The organism is Domibacillus indicus (assembly GCF_023715895.1).
Taxonomy (GTDB): Bacteria; Bacillota; Bacilli; order Bacillales; family Domibacillaceae; genus Domibacillus; species Domibacillus indicus_A.
On the sequence record NZ_JAMBOO010000002.1, the window covers coordinates 188381 to 209412 of the forward strand.

Below are 21032 nucleotides of genomic sequence, written 5' to 3' on the forward strand. Positions count from 1 at the left end.
TTGTCACCTCGTTTCGCTGGCACGCTCTTTCGCCCGAAGCTGGCCGCATGCTGCATCAATATCCGTTCCTTGCTCACGTCGAATCGTTACGTTTACACCATTGTTTTTCAATGTTTTTTCAAACTCAAAAATCTTGTTGCGCGGTGTGCGAACATAATCCCGCTCAGGCACGTAGTTCACCGGGATTAAGTTTACGTGACACTTAATTCCTTTAATCAAAGCAGCAAGCTCTTCTGCATGAGCCACTGAATCATTCTCACCGCCGAACAGTCCGTATTCAAATGTGATACGGCGGCCCGTTTTTTCTGTATAGTAACGAATCGCTTCCATCAAGTCCTTCAGCTTGTATGCACGGTTAATCGGCATAAGCTTTGTGCGCAGTTCATCATTTGGCGCATGAAGAGATACCGCGAAGTTAATTTGTGTTTTTTCATCGGCAAATTTGTAGATTTTCGGTACAATCCCGCTCGTTGATACGGTAATGTGCCGCGCTCCAATGTTCAAGCCTTTTTCGTGGTTAATAATGTGTAAAAATGACATCATTTCCTCGTAATTGTCGAACGGCTCCCCGATACCCATAATGACGACAGAGCTTACCCGTTCTCCTACTTCATCAAGTGCCTGCTGCACTTTCACAACCTGCGCCACAATTTCACCGGCTTCAAGGTTCCGCTTTAAACCGCCAAGTGTTGATGCACAGAACGTACAGCCGATTCGACAGCCGACCTGCGTCGTTACACAAATGGAGTTGCCATATTCGTGGCGCATCAGCACGGTTTCAATCGAATACCCGTCATGCAGTTCAAATAAAAATTTAATTGTACCGTCAGCGGACTCCTGCTGAATGGCTGTTTTCAGCACCGTAAACACAAATGCCTCATCGAGCTTTGTGCGCAGTTCTTTCGATAAGTTAGTCATATCATCCACGGTTTTCGCCCGTTTTACATACAGCCAGTCAAAAATTTGATCAGCCCGAAATGGCTTTTCTCCGTTTGCTGAAAGCCACTCTTTAAGCTCATGAAGTTCCAGTGAATAAATGGATGGCTTCTGCGGTTCCGTCTGCTTTTTTCTCGCTGTTGTCATTTATTTATTTTCCTTCTTTCTAAATTTACTTATAAAAAATCCATCGCCGCCAAAATCGTCTGGAAACACTTGAACCATATTCGCCTCTTTCTCTATAGAGATGTGCTCAAGAGGGGCAGGCTCGAATTCGGGATGAGCATCCAAAAAGGCGTTCACCGTACCTTCATTTTCTTCCCTGTCAACCGTACATGTACTGTAGACGAGGACACCGTCCTCTTTTAAAAGCGGCACAGCGGCATCCAAAATCGCCAGCTGAATCTGCTGCAGGTTATCGAGATCCTGTTCCGTTTTCGCATATTTCAAATCCGGTTTCCGGCGAATAACGCCAAGCCCTGAACAAGGAGCATCCACTAAAATCGCATCAAAAGTTTCTTCTGCAAACAGTTCTCCTGCTTTGCGCGCATCCTGCTTTTGAACATGGATGTTCGAGAGCGCAAGCCGCTCGGCATTTTGAGCAACAAGTTTCAGCTTGTGCGCGTGAATATCCAGCGCATCAATCCGGCCTTCTCCATTCATTTGTTCAGCAAGATGTGCGGTTTTTCCGCCCGGTGCTGAACACATATCTAAAACACGCTGGCCGGGCTTCACGCCTAAAACAGGAGCGACGAGCATTGAACTTTCATCTTGAATGGAAATAGCCCCGCTTTTAAAAAGATTTGAACGTGCTGCATTTCCTTTTAAAATTCTGACTGCATATGGTGAGACGTCAGAAGGTTCTGCTTCAAACCCTTCTTCTGCCAGGGCCTGGATGGCTTCATCGCGCGTCATCTTCATACTGTTTACACGAACAGTCTGTTCTGGTGCTGTTAAGTTGTGCCGGCACATCGCTTCTGTTTTTTCTTTCCCGTATGCCTTGATCCATCTTTTCACAAGCCAGAGTGGATGGCTTGTTTCAATCGAAATGCGTTCTGCGTCATCTTGAATAGAAGCCGTATCCGGAACACCTTCTCGCTGGATGGACCGAAGCACACCGTTGACCATGCTGGAAATGCCTTTATGGCCTCTTTTTTTCGCAATCTCAACTGCTTCATGAATAACCGCTCTTTCCGGTACTTTATCAAGATAGACCATTTGATAAAGAGATAAACGAAGCAAATTATGCACCCAGCGCTCAGGCTTTTTTTTCAAAAAAGGTGCGAGATAGAAGTCAAGCGTCATTTTCCGCTGAATAGTGCCATAGGTGATTTCCGTCAGCAGCGCCGCGTCCCGGCCCGGCAAGTTATTTTTTTCGATTGCCGTATTCAGCATCAAATTGCTGTAAGAACCGCTTTTTTCTACTGTATCAATTAAGTCGAGCGCAATTTCGCGCACATTCAATGATTTCATATTAGTCTCCAAATACAGCACCGGCTTGAAGGAATGATCCTGAACCACGCAGGTAATCGCGTGCACTCATCCGTTTTTTTCCTGCCGGCTGTAATTCTGTTATTTTAAGCGCTGTTTCTGAACCGGTCGCAACGACAATGCCGTCCTCTTCAAGAGCAAGTACGGTGCCGGGTGCGCCGCTTTTGCCCGCCGTTTTTTCACTTTTCCATACTTTTACGACTGCCTCATTAAGAATGGTATACGCAACCGGCCAAGGGCAAAGCCCTCTTACCTGATTGTACAGTTCTTCTCCCGGGCGGCTCCAGTCAATTTTTTCATCCTGACGGCGAATATTAGGCGCAAATGTTGCTTTTGCCCCATCCTGGGGTGTCCGCGAAGAAGTGCCTTCAATGATAGCCGGAATGGTCTTAGACAGCAAATCCGCACCAACTGCACTTAATTTATCGTGCAGGGTGCCTGTGTTGTCATCTTCCTCAATGGTTACAGCCGCTTGTGAAATAATGTCCCCTGCATCCAGTTTTTCAGCCATATACATAATGGTGATGCCTGTTTCTTTTTTTCCCTGCAGGATCGAATAGTGAATCGGAGCACCGCCTCGAAGTTCCGGCAAAAGAGAGGCATGAACATTAATGCACCCGTATTTTGGCGCCTCAAGAAGGGCATTCGGCAAAAGCTGCCCGTATGCTGCCGTGACGACTAAATCCGGCTTTAAGGCGATAATTTCATCGAGCTCGGCCGACTTCGACAGCTTTTCAGGTTGCAAAACCGGAAGCCCTTGCTCTAGAGCTGCCGCTTTAACCGGCGGCGGCGTTAACACTTTTTTCCGGCCTACAGGTCGATCGGGCTGTGTGACCACAGCGAGGATTTCGTAGCCGTCTTTGATGATCTGCTCAAGCACCGGCACGGAAAAATCCGGGGTTCCCATAAAAACGATTGTGGTCACTGTTCATCCGCTCCTTTCAATTCCTCAGCCGGAATATATTTTTCCACTTTAGATGTAAATAACACGCCGTCTAAGTGATCCATTTCATGCAAAATGGCCCGTGCCAGAAATCCGCTTGCTTCAAACGTGTAAAACTGGCCTTTAACGTTTTGAGCTTTGATTTTAATTTGATTCGGGCGGGTTACTTCCCCGTATAAATCAGGAAAGCTCAAACACCCTTCGATATCTGTCTGGCTGCCCTCTGAAGAAAGCAGCTCAGGATTGATTAACACAATTAAGCCATGCTCGTCTTCAATATCCACAATGGCAAGGCGCATATCTTTCCCGATTTGCGGGGCAGCGAGGCCGACGCCGTCCGCTTGAATCATGGTTTCCTGCATATCACGCACCAGGCGCTTTAATTTACTGTCAAATTGTTTAACCGGCTGGCATTTTGTTTCTAAAATGTCGGCTGGATGTTTAACAATGGATAAAATCGTCATTGCGTTCCTCTTTTCTACATCAGTACATATGGGTGAATATCAATAGATACGATAAGCCCATTTGATTTCCCTTGTTTTGCATAATGCTCAAGCACCTGCTTCAGCACGGTGCCAAGCTTTGGTTCACGTTTGTATTTTATCAAACATTGCCACCGATATCTATTGTTGATCCGTGAGATCGGTGAAGCGACAGGACCGAGCACAACCGCCGCTGGAGACAGCTCCGGCTTAATATTGACAGCAATTTTGCCGGCCTCGCTCGATGCGGTAATCGCTTCTTCATGGCTGACTGTAATAAGTGCAAGAAAATAAAATGGAGGATAGCCTCCCGCTTTTCTCACTTGCATCTCCTGCTCGTAAAATGCTTCGTAATGCTGATCAGCAGCAAGCTGAATGCTGTAATGCTCCGGCGTATAGGTTTGAATCACCACTTCACCGGGCAATGTATGCCGGCCGGCCCGTCCGCTTACTTGCGTTAAAAGCTGAAATGTTTTTTCTGATGCACGAAAATCCGGCAAATGCAGCATCGTATCCGCGCTTAAAACACCGACGAGCGTAATATCCGGAAAATCAAGTCCTTTGGCAATCATCTGCGTGCCGAGCAATATATCAGCTTCCTTGTCAGCAAAGCGTCTCAGCAGCCGTTCATGGGCTCCCTTTGTGCCGGTTGTATCTACATCCATTCGTATAATCCGCGCTTCCGGCAGCAGTTTTAAAAGCTCTTCTTCCACCTTTTGTGTACCTGTGCCGAAATGGCGGATATGCTCACTGCCGCATTCCGGGCAGACGTTAGGCGACGGCTCCTCATGGCCGCAATAATGGCATTTCAGCTGATGGCGGTGACGGTGATACGTCATCGACACATCACAGTTGGGGCATTCCGGCACGAATCCGCAGTCGCGGCACATGATAAAAGAAGAATATCCACGCTTATTTAAAAACAGGACAGTTTGTTCTCCTTTTTGAAGGCGGTCTTTTATTTTTTCAAATAAGTTTCTAGAAAACATAGACCGGTTTCCTTCCCGCAGCTCTTCACGCATATCGACAATATCGACCGAAGGCAGCGGGCGGTCATTGACACGCTCGGACAGCGTCAACAGCTTGTAGACCCCTTTTTTTGCCCGGGCAAAGGATTCCAAAGAAGGAGTTGCGCTTCCTAAAATAACCGGACATTGATAGTAACCGGACCGCCAAATAGCCACATCACGCGCATGGTAACGGGGATTTTCTTCCTGCTTATAGCTTGTTTCATGCTCTTCATCAATAATGATTAACCCGATGTTTTCGAACGGAGCAAAAACAGCGGAGCGGGCGCCCACGACCACTTTTACTTCCTTGCGGCTGATTTTCCGCCATTCGTCATATTTTTCACCCGTAGACAGTCCGCTGTGAAGCACCGCCACATCATCGCCAAACCGCTGTTTAAACCGGTCCGTCATTTGAGGCGTCAATGAAATTTCCGGAACGAGCACAATCGCTTCCTGCCCTTTTTGAATGACTTCGCTGATGGATTGCAGATAAATTTCTGTTTTCCCGCTTCCGGTTACACCATGAAGCAGAAAGGTTTCTGCTTTGTTTTCTTTTATGTTCTCAATAACAGGCTCAATCGCCGCTCTTTGAGTGGGTGTCAAGTCAAGCGGCTGATCTGGTTCAAATGTCCGGCCGGCTAAAGGGTCACGGTATGTTTCTTCCTGCTTCTCTAAAAGCAGCCCTTTTTCGATGAGTGCTTTTGCTACAGCAGATGAAATACCTGTTTCCTTGAGCGGTATCCATTTTCCTTCTGTTCCTTGAAAAAGCTGGAGAGCTTCCGATTGTTTTACGGCATTTTTCGGCATAGACTGAAGGGTTCGGGCCAGCTCTTCCTCAGACAGCGGACATTGAACCATACGAATCGTCTTTTTTCGCCCTTTGCTTTTCACAGAATAAATTACATCAAGCGATCCTTTTTTTACTTCCCTGCGTATTTGGGCAAGCGCACCTGCCTCGGACGCTTCTTCCCATGTAATTTCCTCACGGTCTCCAAAAAGAGAATGGGCTTCTCTGCTCAGCGCGCTGTGGCCGGTTATACGAATATGCTTTGCGTATTTGGCTTTCATTGCAGCCGGAAGCATCGCCTGCAGCGCTGAAATTTTAAAGCATAGCGATTCGGCGGTCAGCCAGTCGGCGAGTGAAAGCAATTCTTTATTTAATACCGGAACAAGATCCATTGGTTCTACAATCGGCTTTAGCTTACGGCTTTCCAGCTCTTCTTTTACATCCAGCACAAACCCCTGCACATGGCGCGGGCCAAATGGGACGATCACCCGCATACCCGGCTGAATCATCCCTTCCCATCTGGAAGGAATTTCGTAGTCAAACGGGCGGTCCGTCTGGCGGACCGCAACGTCCACGACGACAGAAGCGATATTCATTTTTCCTCACCCATCCGCCCGGCTGCTTCCTGCAGAATACGGAATGCTGCTTCTTTTTTGGTCATTTTCTCAAAGTCCTGGTGTGTGCCGTCACGGTGGAAGATCGAGATAATATTCGTATCACCGCCGAAGCCGGCCCCCTCCTGCTTGACATTGTTTGCCACAATCATATCTGCATTTTTTGATTCAAGCTTCCTCTTTGCGTACGTCTCTACATCATTTGTTTCAGCCGCAAAGCCAATTAAAAATTGGTGTTCTTTTTGTTCGCCAAGTGTTTTTAAAATATCCTTCGTCCTCTCAAGCTCAATTGTAAGCGCACCGTCCTGCTTTTTCATTTTATTGTCAAGCACAAAAGCAGGGCGGTAGTCTGCAACAGCAGCCGTTTTCACAACAATATCCGCATCAGGATAAACGTGCATCACTTCCTGAAACATTTCTTCCGCACTTTCTACCTGTCGGACGGTTACACCACCAGGCGGCTTGATCGCTACAGGTCCTGAAATTAACGTAACATCTGCCCCTAGTTCCCGTGCTGCTTCCGCCACTGCATATCCCATTTTTCCTGTTGATTTATTGGTGAAAAAGCGCACTGGATCGATCGCTTCACGTGTGGGCCCTGCCGTTACGACAACTCGTTTTCCTTGAAGAATCTTTGGTTCGTCTTTAGCGAAAAATTGAGCGGCAAGTTCCGCAATCCTCTCAGGCTCTTCCAACCGCCCTTTCCCTGTATATCCGCAGGCAAGGTAGCCTTCACCGGGTTCGATAAACCGGCAGCCGAACGACTGCAGTGTTTCCATGTTTTTTTGTACAGCAGGGTGCGCATACATATTTACATTCATGGCGGGTGCAATCCATCTTGGCGCTGTACCGGCGAGGAGAACAGTTGATACCATGTCATCTGCCATCCCGTGAGCCATTTTGGCAATGATATTTGCTGTTGCCGGTGCCACAATCACAAGATCTGCCCAGTCTGCAATATCAATATGAGCAATTTTAGCGGGATCTTTTTCATCGAATGTATCGGTATATACCGGTTCACCAGACAGCGCCTGAAAAGTGACCGGCGCTACGAACTTCTGGGCGGATTCGGTCATGACTACTTTCACATGAGCACCCGCCTGTTTCAGCTTGCTCGTTAGTGCCGCCGCTTTGTAAACTGCTATGCCGCCGCTGACGCAAAGCAAAATGTTTTTTCCGTTCATTCCCTTTTCCTCCGTTCCAGTCAACTCTTTATGCCAATATGATAGCATACAAAAAGAAAAGGCCGGTATTCGCCGCCCTTTTCCGTTTTTCTTATTTACACTTCGTCTGAGTACGTTTTGTTCTCGTCTTTCTTTTTCATGACAAGCTCATCCGCATAAATCTCTTCAAGCGCTTTTCCAACAAACTTGTACGACCGATACGCTCCAAGCGCGCCTTTTCCTTTGTTTTCCTGCATTGAACGGGCGCGCTTTGCAGCTACGCTGACCAATGAATATTTAGAATCGATTTTTGTTAGTAAGTTATCAATAGATGGATATAGCATTATTGTTCCCCTTCCAGTTCAAGCATAATTTGATAGCGGTGCTGTACACGCTCACGCCGGCAGTGCTCTGCTTCAACGATAGACTGAATGCGCGAGCATGCCCGCTCTACTTCATCATTTTCAACGACGTAGTCATACAAGTCCATCATATCAATTTCTTTGCGTGCCTGCTCCATACGGCCCCGGATCACTTCATCCGTCTCCGTGCCGCGGCCGACAATCCGGCTGTGCAGCTCCGAAAGACTCGGCGGCGCTAAGAAAATAAACAGTCCTTCCGGAAACTTTTCACGTACCTGTCTTGCACCCTCTACTTCAATTTCAAGGAAAATATCCTTCCCTGCATCAAGCGTTTCGCGAACGTAATCAACCGGCGTTCCATAATAGTTGCCGACAAATTCTGCGTATTCAAGCAGTTTCCCTTCCTTGATCAGCTGCTCAAATTCCTCGCGGGATTTAAAAAAGTAATCAACGCCGTCCACTTCTCCTTCGCGCGGTTTGCGCGTTGTCATGGAAATGGAATACTCGAACTTTACATCTTTTCTTGAAAAAATCGCTTTACGCACCGTTCCTTTGCCCACGCCGGACGGTCCGGACAATACGATCAGCAAACCTTTTTCTTTCACTTACTTCACAATCCTTCCTCAGCATCCTCATCTTTTAGCGCCGCACGATTCGCCACCGTTTCCGGCTGAACAGCAGACAAAATAACATGATGGCTGTCTGTTAAAATGACCGCACGTGTCCGGCGGCCAAATGTGGCATCGACGAGATTTCCTTTTTCACGCGACTCTTGAACGAGCCGCTTCATCGGTGCCGACTCCGGGCTGACAATCGCTACAATCCGCTCTGCCGAGACGACACTGCCAAATCCAATATTGATTAATTGCATCAATCTTGATCCCCTTTGTCACGTTTCGTCCGTTTTTGCACACTCGAATTATTATATCATAAATGTTGCTTTTCCTGCTCGATAAATGCAAGAACCTCTTCTTTTTCTTCAAAGGGGGCTGAAAGCCGGAGCTCGGTTTTCATTTTTTCTGTTTCCAATAGAAAGTTTTCCTGCTTTAGTTTTTCCAGTTGTACTTGTTCTTTAATCATTTTGTATTGCAATTTCGTTTGGCTTCTTTTATAAGATGTAAAAATGGCAGCAAGAGGGATGGAAAAAATCATAACTACTGCGACCAGCTCTGTCATAATATGCCTCTTTTCTGTATAAGTTTGTCAAAATAAGTATACAGCAGTTTGAACGGTTCCAAAAGAAATGTCCTCAAATTTACGAAAGGCCCCATCCCATGTTAAGATGAATAAATATGTTCGTTCAAAAAGGGAGTATGAATCATGGCATTCGATGGACTATTTACAAAAGCAATGGTAGAAGAATTAAAGGAAGCCTTGACAGGCGGACGAGTCAACAAAATTCACCAGCCATTTAAAAACGAAACCATTATGATCATTCGGGCGAGAGGCAAAAATAACCGCCTGCTTTTATCTGCCCATCCGTCTTATGCGCGGGTACAGCTGACAGAAACCGTTCAGGAAAATCCATCTGAGCCGCCGCTTTTCTGTGTAATGCTGCGCAAGCATTTAGATGGTGCTATTTTAGAAGACATCCGCCAGTTTGGCCTTGACCGGACGATTTGTTTTGAATTTAAAGGAAAAAATGAAATCGGAGATATTTCCTACAAGCAGTTGTACGTGGAAATTATGGGCCGTCACAGCAATATTCTTCTTGTTGACAAGGAAAAAGGAACGATCATTGACAGCATCAAGCATGTTCCATCTTCTATGAACAGCTATCGGACCATTCTGCCCGGAGCAGCATACGTAGAACCGCCTGCACAAAACAAGCAAAATCCGCTGGCTGCTGATAAGGAAACCATTCAGCGTGCTGTAGATTTTAATGCAGGGAAAATTGCCAAACAGCTCGTGTCAGCGTTTGAAGGCTTTTCTCCGCTTATCAGCAATGAAATTGTCGCCCGGGCCGGCCTTGCTAACCGTGAAACAGTGCCAGCTGCGTTCCTTGACGTGGTAGATCCTATAAAAAAAGCTGCGTATTCCCCTGTGATGATTGAAAACGGTGACAAATCATTTTTCTACATGATGGATCTTTCTCACCTAAAGGGAGAGCGTACATGCTTTGAAACGGCTTCTTCGCTCTTAGACCGGTACTATTTCGGTAAAGCGGAGCGTGACCGTGTACGCCAGCAGGCAAACGACCTCGAGCGCTTGATCGGAAATGAGCTGCAGAAAAATCGCACCAAAATCGGGAAGCTGGAGCGTACTCTTCAAGAAGCGGAAAATGCCGGTGAGTATCAGCGCATGGGCGAGCTGTTAACAGCTAACTTATATGCAGTGAAAAAAGGCATGACAGAAATTGATGTTGTGAATTATTATGATGAAAATGGAGCAACAGTGACGATCCAGCTTGATCCGCAAAAAAGTCCGGCTGACAATGCACAAAAGTACTTTTCACGTTATCAAAAAGCAAAACATGCGGTTGTAGCGGTGCAGGAGCAGATCGAAAAAACAAATGAGGAAATTCAATATTTTGAAGCCCTCCTTCAGCAGCTTGAATCAGCTTCTCCACGGGATATTGAAGAAATTCGCGAGGAGCTCGCTGAAGAAGGCTACTTAAAAGCACGGCATATCAAGAAGAAAAAGAAAGTGGACAAGCCGGTCATTGAAGAATATATGGCCACAGACGGAACGCTTATTTACGCTGGTAAAAACAACCGGCAAAATGATTATTTAACGAATAAAGCAGCACGCCGGGATGATATCTGGCTTCATACAAAAGACATTCCGGGATCGCATATTGTGATCCGTTCAGATGATCCGTCAGAGGAAACGATTTTAGAAGCTGCCATGATTGCTGCCTACTACAGCAAAGCAAAAGACTCTTCTTCTGTTCCAGTTGACTACACAAAAGTACGCCACGTGAAAAAGCCGTCCGGTGCAAAACCGGGATTTGTGATTTATGATAATCAGCATACGGTATATGTTACCCCGGATGAAGGGAAAGTCATGAAAATGAGAAAGTGAGCAGACCCGCTCACTTTCTTTTTATGTGTCGATCCAAAATCGTTTGACGACGGTTCCATCTTCCTCTACAAAGTCCCGATCGGCGATACCGCCATTTTTTACAATGGTTTTAAAAGACCCGATATTGTCTTCGTCACAAACAACCAAAGCCCGCTCGATACCGAGCTCTCTTGCTTTTTGAAGTGACAGTCTAAGCAAGGAAGCCGCATAGCCCTTTTTTCGTTCAAAAGGCCGGATACCGTATCCGACGTGCCCGCCGCTGTTTCGCAAAAAAAGGTGTTAAAGCATGGCGGATATTGACAACGCCAAGGACTCGCTTCCTTTCATCAATCAGCCAGTATGTGGAATCAGGCACCCAGCCGGCTGGAATACGGATGCCCTTTTCATTGTCCCGCAGAAACTGAAGCACTTCTTCAAAACGGGATGGATCCCGTTCAATCACCGACGGTATCATCTTTTCACCGCTTGCTTCCCATTCTTCATAAAACGAGCGGTATTCTTCTTTTAAATGAGAAGAGGGATTTATTAATTTTACCTTGTATTCTGCTACATCAATTCCTCCCGCCGATAAAATTGACACGATTGTATCATATTTTTCCAAACAAAAAAGCGGCCGTGATCAATCACGGCCGCCTGGAAATTAATTGGTCCCCCATGAATCGGGCGCCTGTTTCCATTTTTTCAGCGTTTCGATGTCTTCTGTTTTTACGTAATTCTTTTCAGCAGCAACTTCAATCAGTGCATCATAATCACTTAGCGCAACAGCTTTTAATTCTGCTTCTGCCAGGCGTGCATCCCCTTTTGGCAGTCCATATGTAAAGATGGCTGCTACACCTAAAACGTCACATCCTGCTGCACGGAGCGCCTCTGCTGCTGTAATCGCGCTGCCGCCTGTTGAAATCAAATCTTCAATGACGACTACTTTTGAGCCGGGCTCCGCTTTTCCTTCAATCTGGTTGCCTTTGCCATGCTCTTTTGCTTTTGAGCGCACATAGCACATTGGCAAATTCAATACGTCTGAAACCCAGGCAGCATGCGGAATGCCTGCTGTTGCAGTGCCGGCAATGATTTCTGCTTCCGGATATTCTTTTTGGATCAGTTCTGCCAGTCCAGCAGCGATCTTTTGGCGCGTTTTCGGATACGATAATGTTAAGCGATTATCGCAATAAATGGGTGATTTCATGCCGGATGACCATGTAAACGGATCATTTGGCTGTAAAAAAACCGCACGGATTTCGAGTAATTCTTCTGCAATTTGCTTTTTCATTTTATGCTTGTCCTCCCCAGAGTGCTTTCACATGTTGATAGGCTGCAACCGGGTCGGCTGCTTTTGTAATCGGGCGCCCTACTACAATCATCGTTGAACCGATTTTACGCGCTTGATCCGGATCCGCAATACGCTTTTGATCGTCTGCCTGTCCGTCTTTTAAGCGAATGCCAGGTGTTACTTTGTAAAATGCTTCCCCGCATGCTTCGCGAATAGCCGCTGCTTCTAAAACAGAGCAAACCACTCCATCACAGCCGGCTTCCTGCGCTTTTTGAGCATAATGGCGGACAGACTCCCCGAGCGGAACCTTGATTAATTGATCCTGCTGCATCGCTTCTTCCGATGTCGAAGTCAGCTGCGTAACCGCAAGCAGTACAGGCCGGCTGCCTTGAGCACCTGCATCCAGGCCTTCGCGGGCACGCTTCATCATTTCAACTCCGCCGGCTGCATGGACATTAATCATATCCACGCCAAGCGCCGCCAGGCCTTTCATGGCTTGTCCTACTGTATTAGGAATATCATGAAGTTTTAAATCGAGAAAAATACGGTGATTCATTTGTTTCAGCTGTTCAATAATGAACGGCCCATTTTGCAAGTAAAGCTCCATCCCTACTTTTACGTAAAGCTGCTCTCTGCGAAAGGGCACAAGAAATTGCTCGGTTTCCTGCCAAGTCGGGAAATCGAGTGCAATAATCGGTTCTTTTTCCATTATTTCCAGCTCCGTCCTTTTAATTCACTAATATGATCTACATTATGGGCTTCCAAGTACTGATCCAGCTCTGCAATTAATTCCGGGCAGACAAATGGATTTACAAAGTTTGCTGTGCCAACTGCCACGGCATCTGCACCCGCTAAGAAAAACTCAATCACATCTTCAACGTTTGAAATACCGCCCATGCCGATGATTGGCAGATTCGTCTGCTGGCTTACTTCATACACCATGCGGATCGCTACCGGTTTTACGGCTGGACCTGACAAACCGCCTGTCCGGTTCGATAAAATCGGCCGTCCTGTTTTCAAGTCGATACGCATGCCAATCAATGTGTTGATCATTGTAATGCCGTCTGCGCCGCCGTCTTCTACCGCTTTTGCCATCTCGACAATATTGGTGACATTAGGCGACAGCTTTACATATACAGGCACCTCAGACACTTCTTTTACTCGTTTCGTTAACTCTTTTGCTGTTTCTGGTATGGTTCCAAAAGCAATTCCGCCTGTTTTAACATTCGGGCAGGAAATATTGAGTTCCAATGCATGAACGTTGTCCACTTTAGAAATCTCTTTGGCTACTTGAACGTAATCCTCTGTTTGCGAGCCGGCTACATTGGCAATAATCGGCACGTCAAACTGTTTAAGCCACTCGAGTTCATTGGCGATTACTTTTTCCAACCCGGGGTTTTGAAGCCCGATCGCATTCAGCATACCGCCCGGTGTTTCTGCTACACGAGGTGTTGCATTTCCATAACGCGGTGCTTCTGTTGTTGCTTTGATCATGATGGCCCCAAGTGTGCTTAAATCAAACAGCTGGCTGAATTCGCGGCCAAACCCGAAGCAGCCGGATGCTGGCATAACCGGATTTTTAAGTGACAAACCTGGAAGATCTAGTGCCAATCGGCTCATAATGCCACCTCCCCGGCTTTAAATACTGGACCGTCGCTGCAGATTTTCAAGTACGCCGTTCCCGTTTCATCCGCTGCCGGATGACATACGCAGGCAAAGCAGGCACCAATTCCGCAGCCCATCCGCTCCTCAAGAGAAATAAAACCGCGCGGCGCGGCATGAAGCTTTTCAACCGCTTTTAACATAACTGTTGGACCGCAGGAGTAAAATACGTCTCCCCGCAGTCCATGTTTATTTACAATATCCGTTACAAATCCCTGTTCACCAAGTGAGCCGTCTACTGTTGCGACATATGTCTCACCCAGCTCGGCAAACTGTTCTGTATAAAACGCAGCTTCCTTATTTTGAAAGCCAAGAACATGAATGGTCTTTACGCCTTTTTCATTTAAGCGGCGTGATAGTTCATAAAGCGGTGGAACGCCGATGCCGCCGCCGATTAACAGGGCGGTTTCTCCAGGGGCTGCTGCTTCAACCGGGAAACCGTGGCCAAGTGGACCGAGAACGTCCACCTGGTCACCGAATTCCTTGCGGGAAAGCGCAGTGGTTCCTGCGCCTTCCGCCCGGTAAATCATCGTAAATTCCTGCTTATCGTGTTCAACGCGCGCAATGCTGATTGGGCGGCGAAGAAGGGGCATCATTTCTTCGCTCGCTTTTAAATGGACAAATTTGCCCGGCTGGTCGATTTGATCAACCAGCGCCCCTTTTAATGTCATTTCAAAAATATTTTTAGCGATTTCCGATTGGGAAACAACCGTCATCAGCTCTTTTTGAATCATGAATGGACCGCCTCCAATGCCGGTTTTGGCATTGCTTCTGCATTAAAGATCATTGATTCAAGCACTTCTAAAATCGCGGTTGCTGTATCAAGTGACGTTAAGCATGGAATACCGTTTTCTACTGATTCACGGCGGATACGGAAGCCGTCACGCGCCGGCTGCTTGCCTTTTGTAAGAGTATTGATAATAAACTGCGCTTCGCCTCCGCGAATTACATCCAGCATATCTGGACCTTTCGCGCCGATTTTGGCCACGGTTTGTACTGGTACACCTGTTTCGCTGATCATCTTGGCTGTGCCATGTGTAGCCAGCAGCTGGAAGCCGATATTGTGGAAGCGTTTTGCGATTGCCAGCGCTTCTTCTTTATCTTTATCAGCAACTGTCAGGAGAACAGCTCCTTTAGTTGGAATCTTCATACCGGATGCCACAAGCCCTTTGTAAAGTGCTTTTTCAACCGTTGCATCTTTCCCCATTACTTCACCTGTTGATTTCATTTCAGGGCCAAGCGTTGTATCTACACGGCGAAGTTTCGCGAATGAGAACACTGGAACTTTTACGTAAACACCTGATTTTTCTGGAACAAGGCCTGATTCGTAGCCCATGTCTTTTAATGACTGTCCCATGATCGCTTTTGTTGCAAGGTTCGCCATCGGTACATTCGTAATTTTGCTCAAGAATGGCACCGTCCGGCTTGAACGAGGGTTTACCTCGATTACAAATACTTCACCTTTTGAAATAACATATTGAATGTTGAGCAGGCCGATAATGTTTAAGCCTTTGGCAAGCTTTGTTGTATACTCGATAATTTTTGCTTTTTGATCATCTGTCAGCTTTTGTGGCGGATATACGGCAATCGAGTCACCAGAATGGACACCTGCACGCTCGATGTGCTCCATAATTCCTGGAATGACTACATCTGTGCCGTCAGAGATCGCATCTACTTCAATTTCTTTACCCGTTAGGTAACGGTCAATCAAAACTGGATGCTCTGGGTTGACTTTTACAGCATTTTGCATGTATTGAAGCAATTCTGCTTCTTTATAAACAATTTCCATTGCACGGCCGCCGAGCACGTATGACGGACGAACAAGAACTGGGTAACCGATACTGTTGGCAATCTCAACGGCTGCATCTACTGAGAAAGCTGTTCTGCCAAGCGGCTGCGGAACATCAAGCTCCTGCAAAGCCTGCTCGAACTTATCACGGTTTTCTGCGCGGTCTACATCTTCAAGGCTTGTGCCGAGAATTTTTACGCCGTGTTCTACTAGCTGGCCGGCTAAGTTAATCGCCGTTTGGCCGCCGAACTGTACAACAACGCCTTCTGGTTTTTCCAAATCGATAATGTGCATGACATCTTCGATTGTTAACGGCTCGAAGTAAAGCTTGTCAGAGATACTAAAGTCTGTTGAAACCGTCTCAGGGTTGTTGTTAATAATAATCGCTTCATAACCTGCTTCTTTCAGCGCCCATACAGAGTGTACCGTTGCGTAGTCAAACTCAACACCCTGTCCGATACGGATTGGACCAGAGCCAAGTACGACAACGGACTTGCGGTCTGTCACAATCGATTCGTTTTCTTCTTCATATGTGCCATAGTAGTATGGTGTTTCTGATTCAAATTCTGCCGCACATGTATCAACGGTTTTGAAAACAGGGACAATGCCGTTTTCTTTACGCCAGTCGTACACTTCTTTTTCAGAAACGGCCCATGCTTTTGCAATAGTTTTATCGGCAAATCCAAGCTGTTTGGCTCGTTTCACAACCTCATGGTTAAATGGATTGTTTTCGACTTCTTTTTCGTATTTGACGATGTTTTCAAATTTCTTCAGGAAGAACAGGTCAATTTGGCTCCACTCATGAATCGTTTGGATTGTGATGCCGCGGCGAAGTGCTTCACCCAGATAGAACAAGCGCTCGTCTCCTGCTTTGCGAATCCGTTTTTCAAGAAACGCGTCGTCTTTATCAGCCAGCTCATCGAGCGACAGATGGTATACGCCGCTTTCCAGTGAGCGGACTGCTTTCAGCATTGACTCTTCAAATGTGCGGCCAATTGCCATAACCTCGCCCGTTGCTTTCATTTGCGTACCTAATGTACGGTTTGCGTTCTCAAATTTATCAAACGGCCAGCGTGGGATCTTAGAAACAACATAGTCAAGGGCCGGCTCAAAGCAAGCGTACGTTTTGCCCGTAACCGGGTTCATCATTTCATCCAGTGTTAAGCCGACAGCAATTTTTGCTGCCAATTTTGCAATCGGGTAGCCTGTTGCTTTCGATGCAAGGGCTGATGAGCGGCTTACACGCGGATTTACTTCAATAATGTAGTACTGGAAGCTGTGGGGATCAAGTGCAAGCTGTACGTTACAGCCGCCTTCAATACCAAGCGCGCGAATAATAGACAAAGATGTATTGCGCAGCATTTGATACTCGCGGTCTGTTAATGTCTGGCTCGGCGCTACAACAATCGAATCCCCTGTATGAACTCCAACCGGGTCAATGTTTTCCATGTTACAAACAACGATCGCATTGTCATTTGAATCGCGCATCACTTCATATTCGATTTCTTTGAAGCCGGCAATGCTTTTTTCTAGAAGACACTGTGTAACCGGGCTTTGTTTCAAGCCGTTTGTTACGGTTTCAACCAGTTCTTCTTCGTTTTCGCAAATTCCGCCGCCCGTACCGCCAAGTGTATAAGCAGGGCGTACGATAACTGGATAGCCAATTTGCTCAACAAAGGCATACGCTTCATCTAAGGTGTGGATAATTTCACTTTCCGGCACCGGCTCGTTTAATTCATTCATTAATGAACGGAACAAGTCGCGGTCTTCCGCCTGCTCAATCGCTGAAAGCTTCGTACCAAGCACTTTTACGTTGTACTCATCCAGCACGCCGGCATTGGAAAGCTCGACTGCCATATTCAATCCTGTCTGACCGCCAAGCGTTGGCAAAATCGCATCCGGACGTTCTTTTTGAATAATGCGGCGGACAAACTCAAGCGTGATCGGTTCAATGTAAACTGCATCCGCAATTTCCGTATCCGTCATGATCGTTGCTGGGTTTGAGTTTACAAGAATAACCCGGTATCCTTCTTCTTTTAAAGCGAGACATGCTTGTGTCCCTGCATAATCAAATTCTGCCGCCTGGCCAATTACGATCGGGCCGGAGCCAATCACAAGTATACTTTGGATGTCTGTACGTTTAGGCATGTTGTGTCTCCTTTGCAGCGTTTGTTTTCATTAAGTCAACAAAGCGGTCGAATAAAATATTGTCATCTTCTGGTCCTGGTGAAGCTTCTGGGTGATATTGGACAGTGAAAGCAGGGTACTTCTTATGAGCCAGACCTTCAACTGTTCCATCATTAAGTGCAACATGTGTTACCTTCAAATCCGTATTCGCAATTGATTCTTCGCTTACAGCAAACCCGTGGTTTTGAGAAGTGATCGCTGTACGTCCTGTTTCAAGATCCTTAACTGGATGATTCGAACCGCGGTGGCCGAATTTCAGCTTGAATGTATCGGCACCGGAAGCAAGAGCAAACAGCTGGTGGCCAAGGCAGATACCGAAAATCGGCACCTGACCGATAAGCTCACGAATCGTTTCGATGGCATGCGGCACATCTTTCGGGTTGCCCGGTCCGTTTGTCAGCATGATACCATCTGGTTTAAACTGCATAATTTCTTTTGCTGTTGTATCATGCGGTACGACCGTTACGTCGCAGTTACGGTTGTTTAATTCACGTAAAATCCCATGCTTCATACCAAAGTCGATTACGACAACCCGGAAACCGCGTCCCGGACTTGGATAAGCGGACTTTGTAGAAACTTGTGCAACCTGATCGTTTGACAGTACTGTTGCCTGAAGGCGTGGAATCACATCCTCAGGATTTACATCCGCGGAAACAATTGCTCCTTTAAGGGCACCGTGCTGGCGGATGATTCGCGTTAATTTGCGTGTATCAATACCGGAAATAGCCGGAATATCTTTCATTTTTAAATATTCATCGATTGAAAATTCAGTTCTGAAGTTTGAAGGAAAATCTGCTGCTTCCTTCACAACGAGTGCTTTTACAGCCGGCTGAATTGTTTCAAAGTCGTCACGGTTAATACCGTAGTTGCCAATAAGCGGATAAGTGAATGTGACAATTTGTCCGCAGTAAGATGGGTCGGACAAGGTTTCCTGGTAACCTGTCATACCTGTTGTAAAAACCACTTCGCCCGTTACGTCTTTTTCACTGCCGAATCCTTCACCAGCAAATACTGTACCATCTTCTAAAATAAGCTGTTTTTTCATTCGTTGATCGTTCCTTCCTGCCATACAAGATTTCCTTCAAAAAGCGTTGCGGCCGGCCACCCTGAAAGTACGCGGCCTGCAAATGGTGTGTTTTTACCTTTTGATAAAAACGTCTTTGGATCTACTTCTTTTTCGCTATCAAGATCAATAATGGTAAGATCCGCGCTGGCACCTTCTTCGAGGCGGCCATACGGCAGATTAAAGACTTCAGCCGGTTTCACCGTCATCCAGTCTATAAGCTGCTTCAATGTAATCACACCTTTTTTCACTAGCTCGGTGTACAGAAGCGGAAAAGCTGTTTCGAATCCTGTAATGCCGAATGGTGCTTTGAGAATGCCTGCTGCTTTTTCTTCTGCTGTATGCGGTGCATGGTCTGTAGCGATAAAATCAAGCGTTCCGTCAAGCAGCCCTTCAATAAGAGCCTTTCTATCTTCCGCTCCGCGAAGCGGCGGGTTCATTTTAAAGTTCGGATCCTGTCCGGGGATATCCATATCCGTGAGTACAAGATGGTGCGGTGATACTTCGCCAGTTACCCGAATGCCCGCTCTTTTTGCATCGCGAATCGTACGGACCGATTCTTTTGTGCTGACGTGGCAGACATGGTAGTGACAACCTGTGTTTTCTGCAAGCAACACGTCCCTTGCAATTTGAACGGCTTCGCAAATGGATGGAATGCCCGGCACGCCTTCACGTTTAGCATATTCACCGTCGTGAACAACGCCCCCGTAAATTAAGCTGTTGTCTTCACAATGTGCTACAACTGCCATATCAAGAGCAGCTGCCTGCTTCATTGCAGCATGCATCATGCCTGCCTCTTGAATGCCGACTCCGTCATCTGTAAAAGCAAATGCCTGGTTTTCTTTGAGTACTTTAAAGTCAACAAGCTCTTTGCCCGCTTGGCGGATTGTAATAGATGCATACGGCAGCACACGAATTTGTGCATTTTCCTCAATAAGTGTATTCACTTTTTGAAGATTTGCTTCTGTATCTGGTACCGGCCGGGTATTTGGCATAGCCGCGATCGTTGTAAATCCACCTTTAGCGGCTGCTTTCGTTCCAGTTTCAATTGTTTCTTTGTGCTCGCCGCCTGGCTCGCGCAGATGCACGTGCAAATCAATCAGGCCGGGTGCAATGAGCTTGCCGCCCGCATCGATTGTTTCTTCGCCGTTTTGTGCGAGGCCAGCGCCGATTTCAGTAATTTTCCCATCTTGAATGCGGACATCTGCTCCGGTTAATTCACCGTTTTCTGTTAAGACTTGTCCATTTTTAATTAACCAGTTCATTTGCCAATCTCCCCTCAAGCACTTCTTTTAAGACCGCCATGCGGACATATACACCATTTTCCATTTGTTTAAAGATGCGGGACCGTTCGCATTCAACCAAGCTGTCGGCAATTTCTGCATCCCGATTTACCGGAGCAGGGTGCATAATAATGCTTCCCGGCTTCATCCGGCTCTCCCGTTCCTCTGTTAAACCGTAACGGATATGATACTCTTCTTTTGTCATCGACGAAGCGACCTGATGCCGTTCGTGCTGGATACGCAGCAGCATTAAAGCGTCCACCTGCTCAACTAATTCGTCAATTTCAACGAACCCTCCTGACTGGAGGAAATCCTCTTCAAACCATTCAGGAGGACCTGAAAATTTTACATCTGCACCAAGGCGTCTCAGTGCCTCTGCGTTGGAGCGGGCTACCCGGCTGTGCCGGATATCGCCGACAATGCCGATTTTTAAGCCTTCGAACGTGCCAAACTCCTGCTGAATGGTTAGAAGGTCAAGCAGGCATTGGGTTGGATGCTGGCCGCATCCGTCTCCTGCGTTAATGACCGGAATATCGATATGGCCAACCAGTTCGTCGTAGTAAGCATCTGCTTCGTGACGGACCACCACTGCGTTAACGCCAATGGCTTCGAGTGTGCGAACTGTGTCGTACAATGTTTCTCCTTTTAAAACACTTGAACTCCCAACATCAAACGGGATCACATCCAAGCCGAGTTTTCTCTCTGCCATTTCGAAGCTTGTTTTTGTCCGCGTGCTTGCTTCAAAAAACAAATTCGCGACATATTGTTTTTCATGCGGTGTCCAAACTTCGCCTTCCGCAAATTTCTGCGCCTGCATTAATATTAACAAAATTTCATCTTTATGCAAATCCCTAATTGAAACTAAATTTCTCAGCATCGATTTTTACCTCCGTTTTCATAAAAAAAACACCCTGGTTTCAGGGTGTTTTTCGTTTTTACAGCATAACGAAGCTGTTCTGCGCATAAGCG

The 21032-nt window shown here is 46.6% G+C and carries 19 protein-coding genes and 1 pseudogene; 1 reads left to right on the forward strand and 19 read right to left on the reverse strand.

All coding sequences use genetic code 11. The features are described from left to right. Nucleotides 1-3 precede the first annotated feature (3 nt). From rlmN to M3221_RS04240, 10 genes are all read right to left on the reverse strand, one after another. Nucleotides 4-1083 (reverse strand): dual-specificity RNA methyltransferase RlmN, encoded by a 1080-nt coding sequence (gene rlmN / locus M3221_RS04195; protein ID WP_251270294.1) that lies wholly within the window; start codon nucleotides 1081-1083, stop codon nucleotides 4-6. Next, complete coding sequence (gene rsmB / locus M3221_RS04200) at nucleotides 1084-2409, reverse strand: 16S rRNA (cytosine(967)-C(5))-methyltransferase RsmB (RefSeq protein ID WP_251270296.1); 1326 nt, start codon at nucleotides 2407-2409, stop codon at nucleotides 1084-1086. 1 nt (nucleotide 2410) lies between these two features. Then, nucleotides 2411-3352 (reverse strand): methionyl-tRNA formyltransferase, encoded by a 942-nt coding sequence (gene fmt, locus M3221_RS04205; RefSeq protein ID WP_251270298.1) that lies wholly within the window; start codon nucleotides 3350-3352, stop codon nucleotides 2411-2413. Next, nucleotides 3349-3834, reverse strand: a complete 486-nt coding sequence (gene def, locus M3221_RS04210; RefSeq protein WP_251270300.1) for a peptide deformylase — start codon at nucleotides 3832-3834, stop codon at nucleotides 3349-3351. Before def ends, fmt begins: the two co-directional genes overlap by 4 nt. Nucleotides 3835-3848: 14 nt before the next feature. Beyond that, nucleotides 3849-6245, reverse strand: a complete 2397-nt coding sequence (priA, locus tag M3221_RS04215; RefSeq protein ID WP_251270302.1) for a primosomal protein N' — start codon at nucleotides 6243-6245, stop codon at nucleotides 3849-3851. Further along, entirely contained in the window at nucleotides 6242-7447 is a 1206-nt protein-coding gene (gene coaBC, locus M3221_RS04220) for a bifunctional phosphopantothenoylcysteine decarboxylase/phosphopantothenate--cysteine ligase CoaBC (RefSeq protein WP_251270304.1), read from the reverse strand. Before coaBC ends, priA begins: the two co-directional genes overlap by 4 nt. A gap of 95 nt (nucleotides 7448-7542) precedes the next feature. Next, the gene (gene rpoZ / locus M3221_RS04225; protein ID WP_251270306.1) at nucleotides 7543-7770 is read right to left on the reverse strand and encodes a DNA-directed RNA polymerase subunit omega; all 228 of its coding nucleotides are present in this window, start codon (nucleotides 7768-7770) and stop codon (nucleotides 7543-7545) included. After that, nucleotides 7770-8393: a guanylate kinase gene (gene gmk / locus M3221_RS04230; RefSeq protein ID WP_251270308.1), complete on the reverse strand. Its 624-nt coding sequence runs from the start codon at nucleotides 8391-8393 to the stop codon at nucleotides 7770-7772. Before gmk ends, rpoZ begins: the two co-directional genes overlap by 1 nt. A gap of 5 nt (nucleotides 8394-8398) precedes the next feature. Next, nucleotides 8399-8659, reverse strand: coding sequence for an extracellular matrix/biofilm regulator RemA (remA, locus tag M3221_RS04235; RefSeq protein WP_050181503.1), 261 nt, complete (start codon nucleotides 8657-8659; stop codon nucleotides 8399-8401). Nucleotides 8660-8715: 56 nt separating this feature from the next. Next, a complete protein-coding gene (locus M3221_RS04240; RefSeq protein ID WP_251270311.1) occupies nucleotides 8716-8964 on the reverse strand; it encodes a hypothetical protein in 249 nt (82 codons plus the stop codon). A 144-nt stretch (nucleotides 8965-9108) separates the two neighbouring features. Between M3221_RS04240 and M3221_RS04245 the strand changes: the two genes are divergently transcribed. Further along, the gene (locus M3221_RS04245) at nucleotides 9109-10812 is read left to right on the forward strand and encodes an Rqc2 family fibronectin-binding protein (RefSeq protein ID WP_251270312.1); all 1704 of its coding nucleotides are present in this window, start codon (nucleotides 9109-9111) and stop codon (nucleotides 10810-10812) included. Between the two features lie 21 nt (nucleotides 10813-10833). Here M3221_RS04245 and M3221_RS04250 read toward each other — a convergent pair. From M3221_RS04250 to M3221_RS04290, 9 genes and pseudogenes are all read right to left on the reverse strand, one after another. Further along, nucleotides 10834-11266: pseudogene (locus M3221_RS04250) on the reverse strand (GNAT family N-acetyltransferase). Nucleotides 11267-11452: 186 nt separating this feature from the next. Next, on the reverse strand, nucleotides 11453-12079 hold the full coding sequence (gene pyrE / locus M3221_RS04255) for an orotate phosphoribosyltransferase (protein WP_251270313.1): 627 nt from the start codon (nucleotides 12077-12079) through the stop codon (nucleotides 11453-11455). 1 nt (nucleotide 12080) lies between these two features. Continuing rightward, the gene (pyrF, locus tag M3221_RS04260) at nucleotides 12081-12788 is read right to left on the reverse strand and encodes an orotidine-5'-phosphate decarboxylase (protein ID WP_251270314.1); all 708 of its coding nucleotides are present in this window, start codon (nucleotides 12786-12788) and stop codon (nucleotides 12081-12083) included. Beyond that, entirely contained in the window at nucleotides 12788-13699 is a 912-nt protein-coding gene (locus tag M3221_RS04265; RefSeq protein ID WP_251270315.1) for a dihydroorotate dehydrogenase, read from the reverse strand. The genes pyrF and M3221_RS04265 overlap by 1 nt, the downstream gene beginning before the upstream one ends. Further along, nucleotides 13696-14475 carry a dihydroorotate dehydrogenase electron transfer subunit gene (locus tag M3221_RS04270; RefSeq protein ID WP_251270316.1) on the reverse strand — a complete coding sequence of 260 codons (780 nt, stop codon included), beginning with the start codon at nucleotides 14473-14475 and terminating at the stop codon, nucleotides 13696-13698. The genes M3221_RS04265 and M3221_RS04270 overlap by 4 nt, the downstream gene beginning before the upstream one ends. After that, nucleotides 14472-17678, reverse strand: a complete 3207-nt coding sequence (carB, locus tag M3221_RS04275) for a carbamoyl-phosphate synthase large subunit (RefSeq protein ID WP_251270317.1) — start codon at nucleotides 17676-17678, stop codon at nucleotides 14472-14474. The genes M3221_RS04270 and carB overlap by 4 nt, the downstream gene beginning before the upstream one ends. Next, complete coding sequence (locus tag M3221_RS04280) at nucleotides 17671-18762, reverse strand: carbamoyl phosphate synthase small subunit (RefSeq protein ID WP_242232106.1); 1092 nt, start codon at nucleotides 18760-18762, stop codon at nucleotides 17671-17673. The genes carB and M3221_RS04280 overlap by 8 nt, the downstream gene beginning before the upstream one ends. Continuing rightward, nucleotides 18759-20045, reverse strand: a complete 1287-nt coding sequence (locus M3221_RS04285) for a dihydroorotase (RefSeq protein WP_251270318.1) — start codon at nucleotides 20043-20045, stop codon at nucleotides 18759-18761. The genes M3221_RS04280 and M3221_RS04285 overlap by 4 nt, the downstream gene beginning before the upstream one ends. Beyond that, on the reverse strand, nucleotides 20029-20937 hold the full coding sequence (locus M3221_RS04290) for an aspartate carbamoyltransferase catalytic subunit (protein WP_242232454.1): 909 nt from the start codon (nucleotides 20935-20937) through the stop codon (nucleotides 20029-20031). Before M3221_RS04290 ends, M3221_RS04285 begins: the two co-directional genes overlap by 17 nt. Between the last annotated feature and the right edge of the window lie 95 nt (nucleotides 20938-21032).

Coding starts and splice junctions, on each gene's coding strand:
- carB (WP_251270317.1), bottom strand. CDS start 17,678: ATGCCTAAACGTACAGACATCCAAAGTATACTTGTGATTGGCTCCGGC.
- pyrE (WP_251270313.1), bottom strand. CDS start 12,079: ATGAAAAAGCAAATTGCAGAAGAATTACTCGAAATCCGTGCGGTTTTT.
- priA (WP_251270302.1), bottom strand. CDS start 6,245: ATGAATATCGCTTCTGTCGTCGTGGACGTTGCGGTCCGCCAGACGGAC.
- remA (WP_050181503.1), bottom strand. CDS start 8,659: ATGCAATTAATCAATATTGGATTTGGCAGTGTCGTCTCGGCAGAGCGG.
- def (WP_251270300.1), bottom strand. CDS start 3,834: ATGACGATTTTATCCATTGTTAAACATCCAGCCGACATTTTAGAAACA.
- M3221_RS04245 (WP_251270312.1), top strand. CDS start 9,109: ATGGCATTCGATGGACTATTTACAAAAGCAATGGTAGAAGAATTAAAG.
- coaBC (WP_251270304.1), bottom strand. CDS start 7,447: ATGAACGGAAAAAACATTTTGCTTTGCGTCAGCGGCGGCATAGCAGTT.
- M3221_RS04270 (WP_251270316.1), bottom strand. CDS start 14,475: ATGATTCAAAAAGAGCTGATGACGGTTGTTTCCCAATCGGAAATCGCT.
- pyrF (WP_251270314.1), bottom strand. CDS start 12,788: ATGGAAAAAGAACCGATTATTGCACTCGATTTCCCGACTTGGCAGGAA.
- M3221_RS04280 (WP_242232106.1), bottom strand. CDS start 18,762: ATGAAAAAACAGCTTATTTTAGAAGATGGTACAGTATTTGCTGGTGAA.
- M3221_RS04240 (WP_251270311.1), bottom strand. CDS start 8,964: ATGACAGAGCTGGTCGCAGTAGTTATGATTTTTTCCATCCCTCTTGCT.
- rlmN (WP_251270294.1), bottom strand. CDS start 1,083: ATGACAACAGCGAGAAAAAAGCAGACGGAACCGCAGAAGCCATCCATT.
- rsmB (WP_251270296.1), bottom strand. CDS start 2,409: ATGAAATCATTGAATGTGCGCGAAATTGCGCTCGACTTAATTGATACA.
- rpoZ (WP_251270306.1), bottom strand. CDS start 7,770: ATGCTATATCCATCTATTGATAACTTACTAACAAAAATCGATTCTAAA.
- M3221_RS04285 (WP_251270318.1), bottom strand. CDS start 20,045: ATGAACTGGTTAATTAAAAATGGACAAGTCTTAACAGAAAACGGTGAA.
- M3221_RS04265 (WP_251270315.1), bottom strand. CDS start 13,699: ATGAGCCGATTGGCACTAGATCTTCCAGGTTTGTCACTTAAAAATCCG.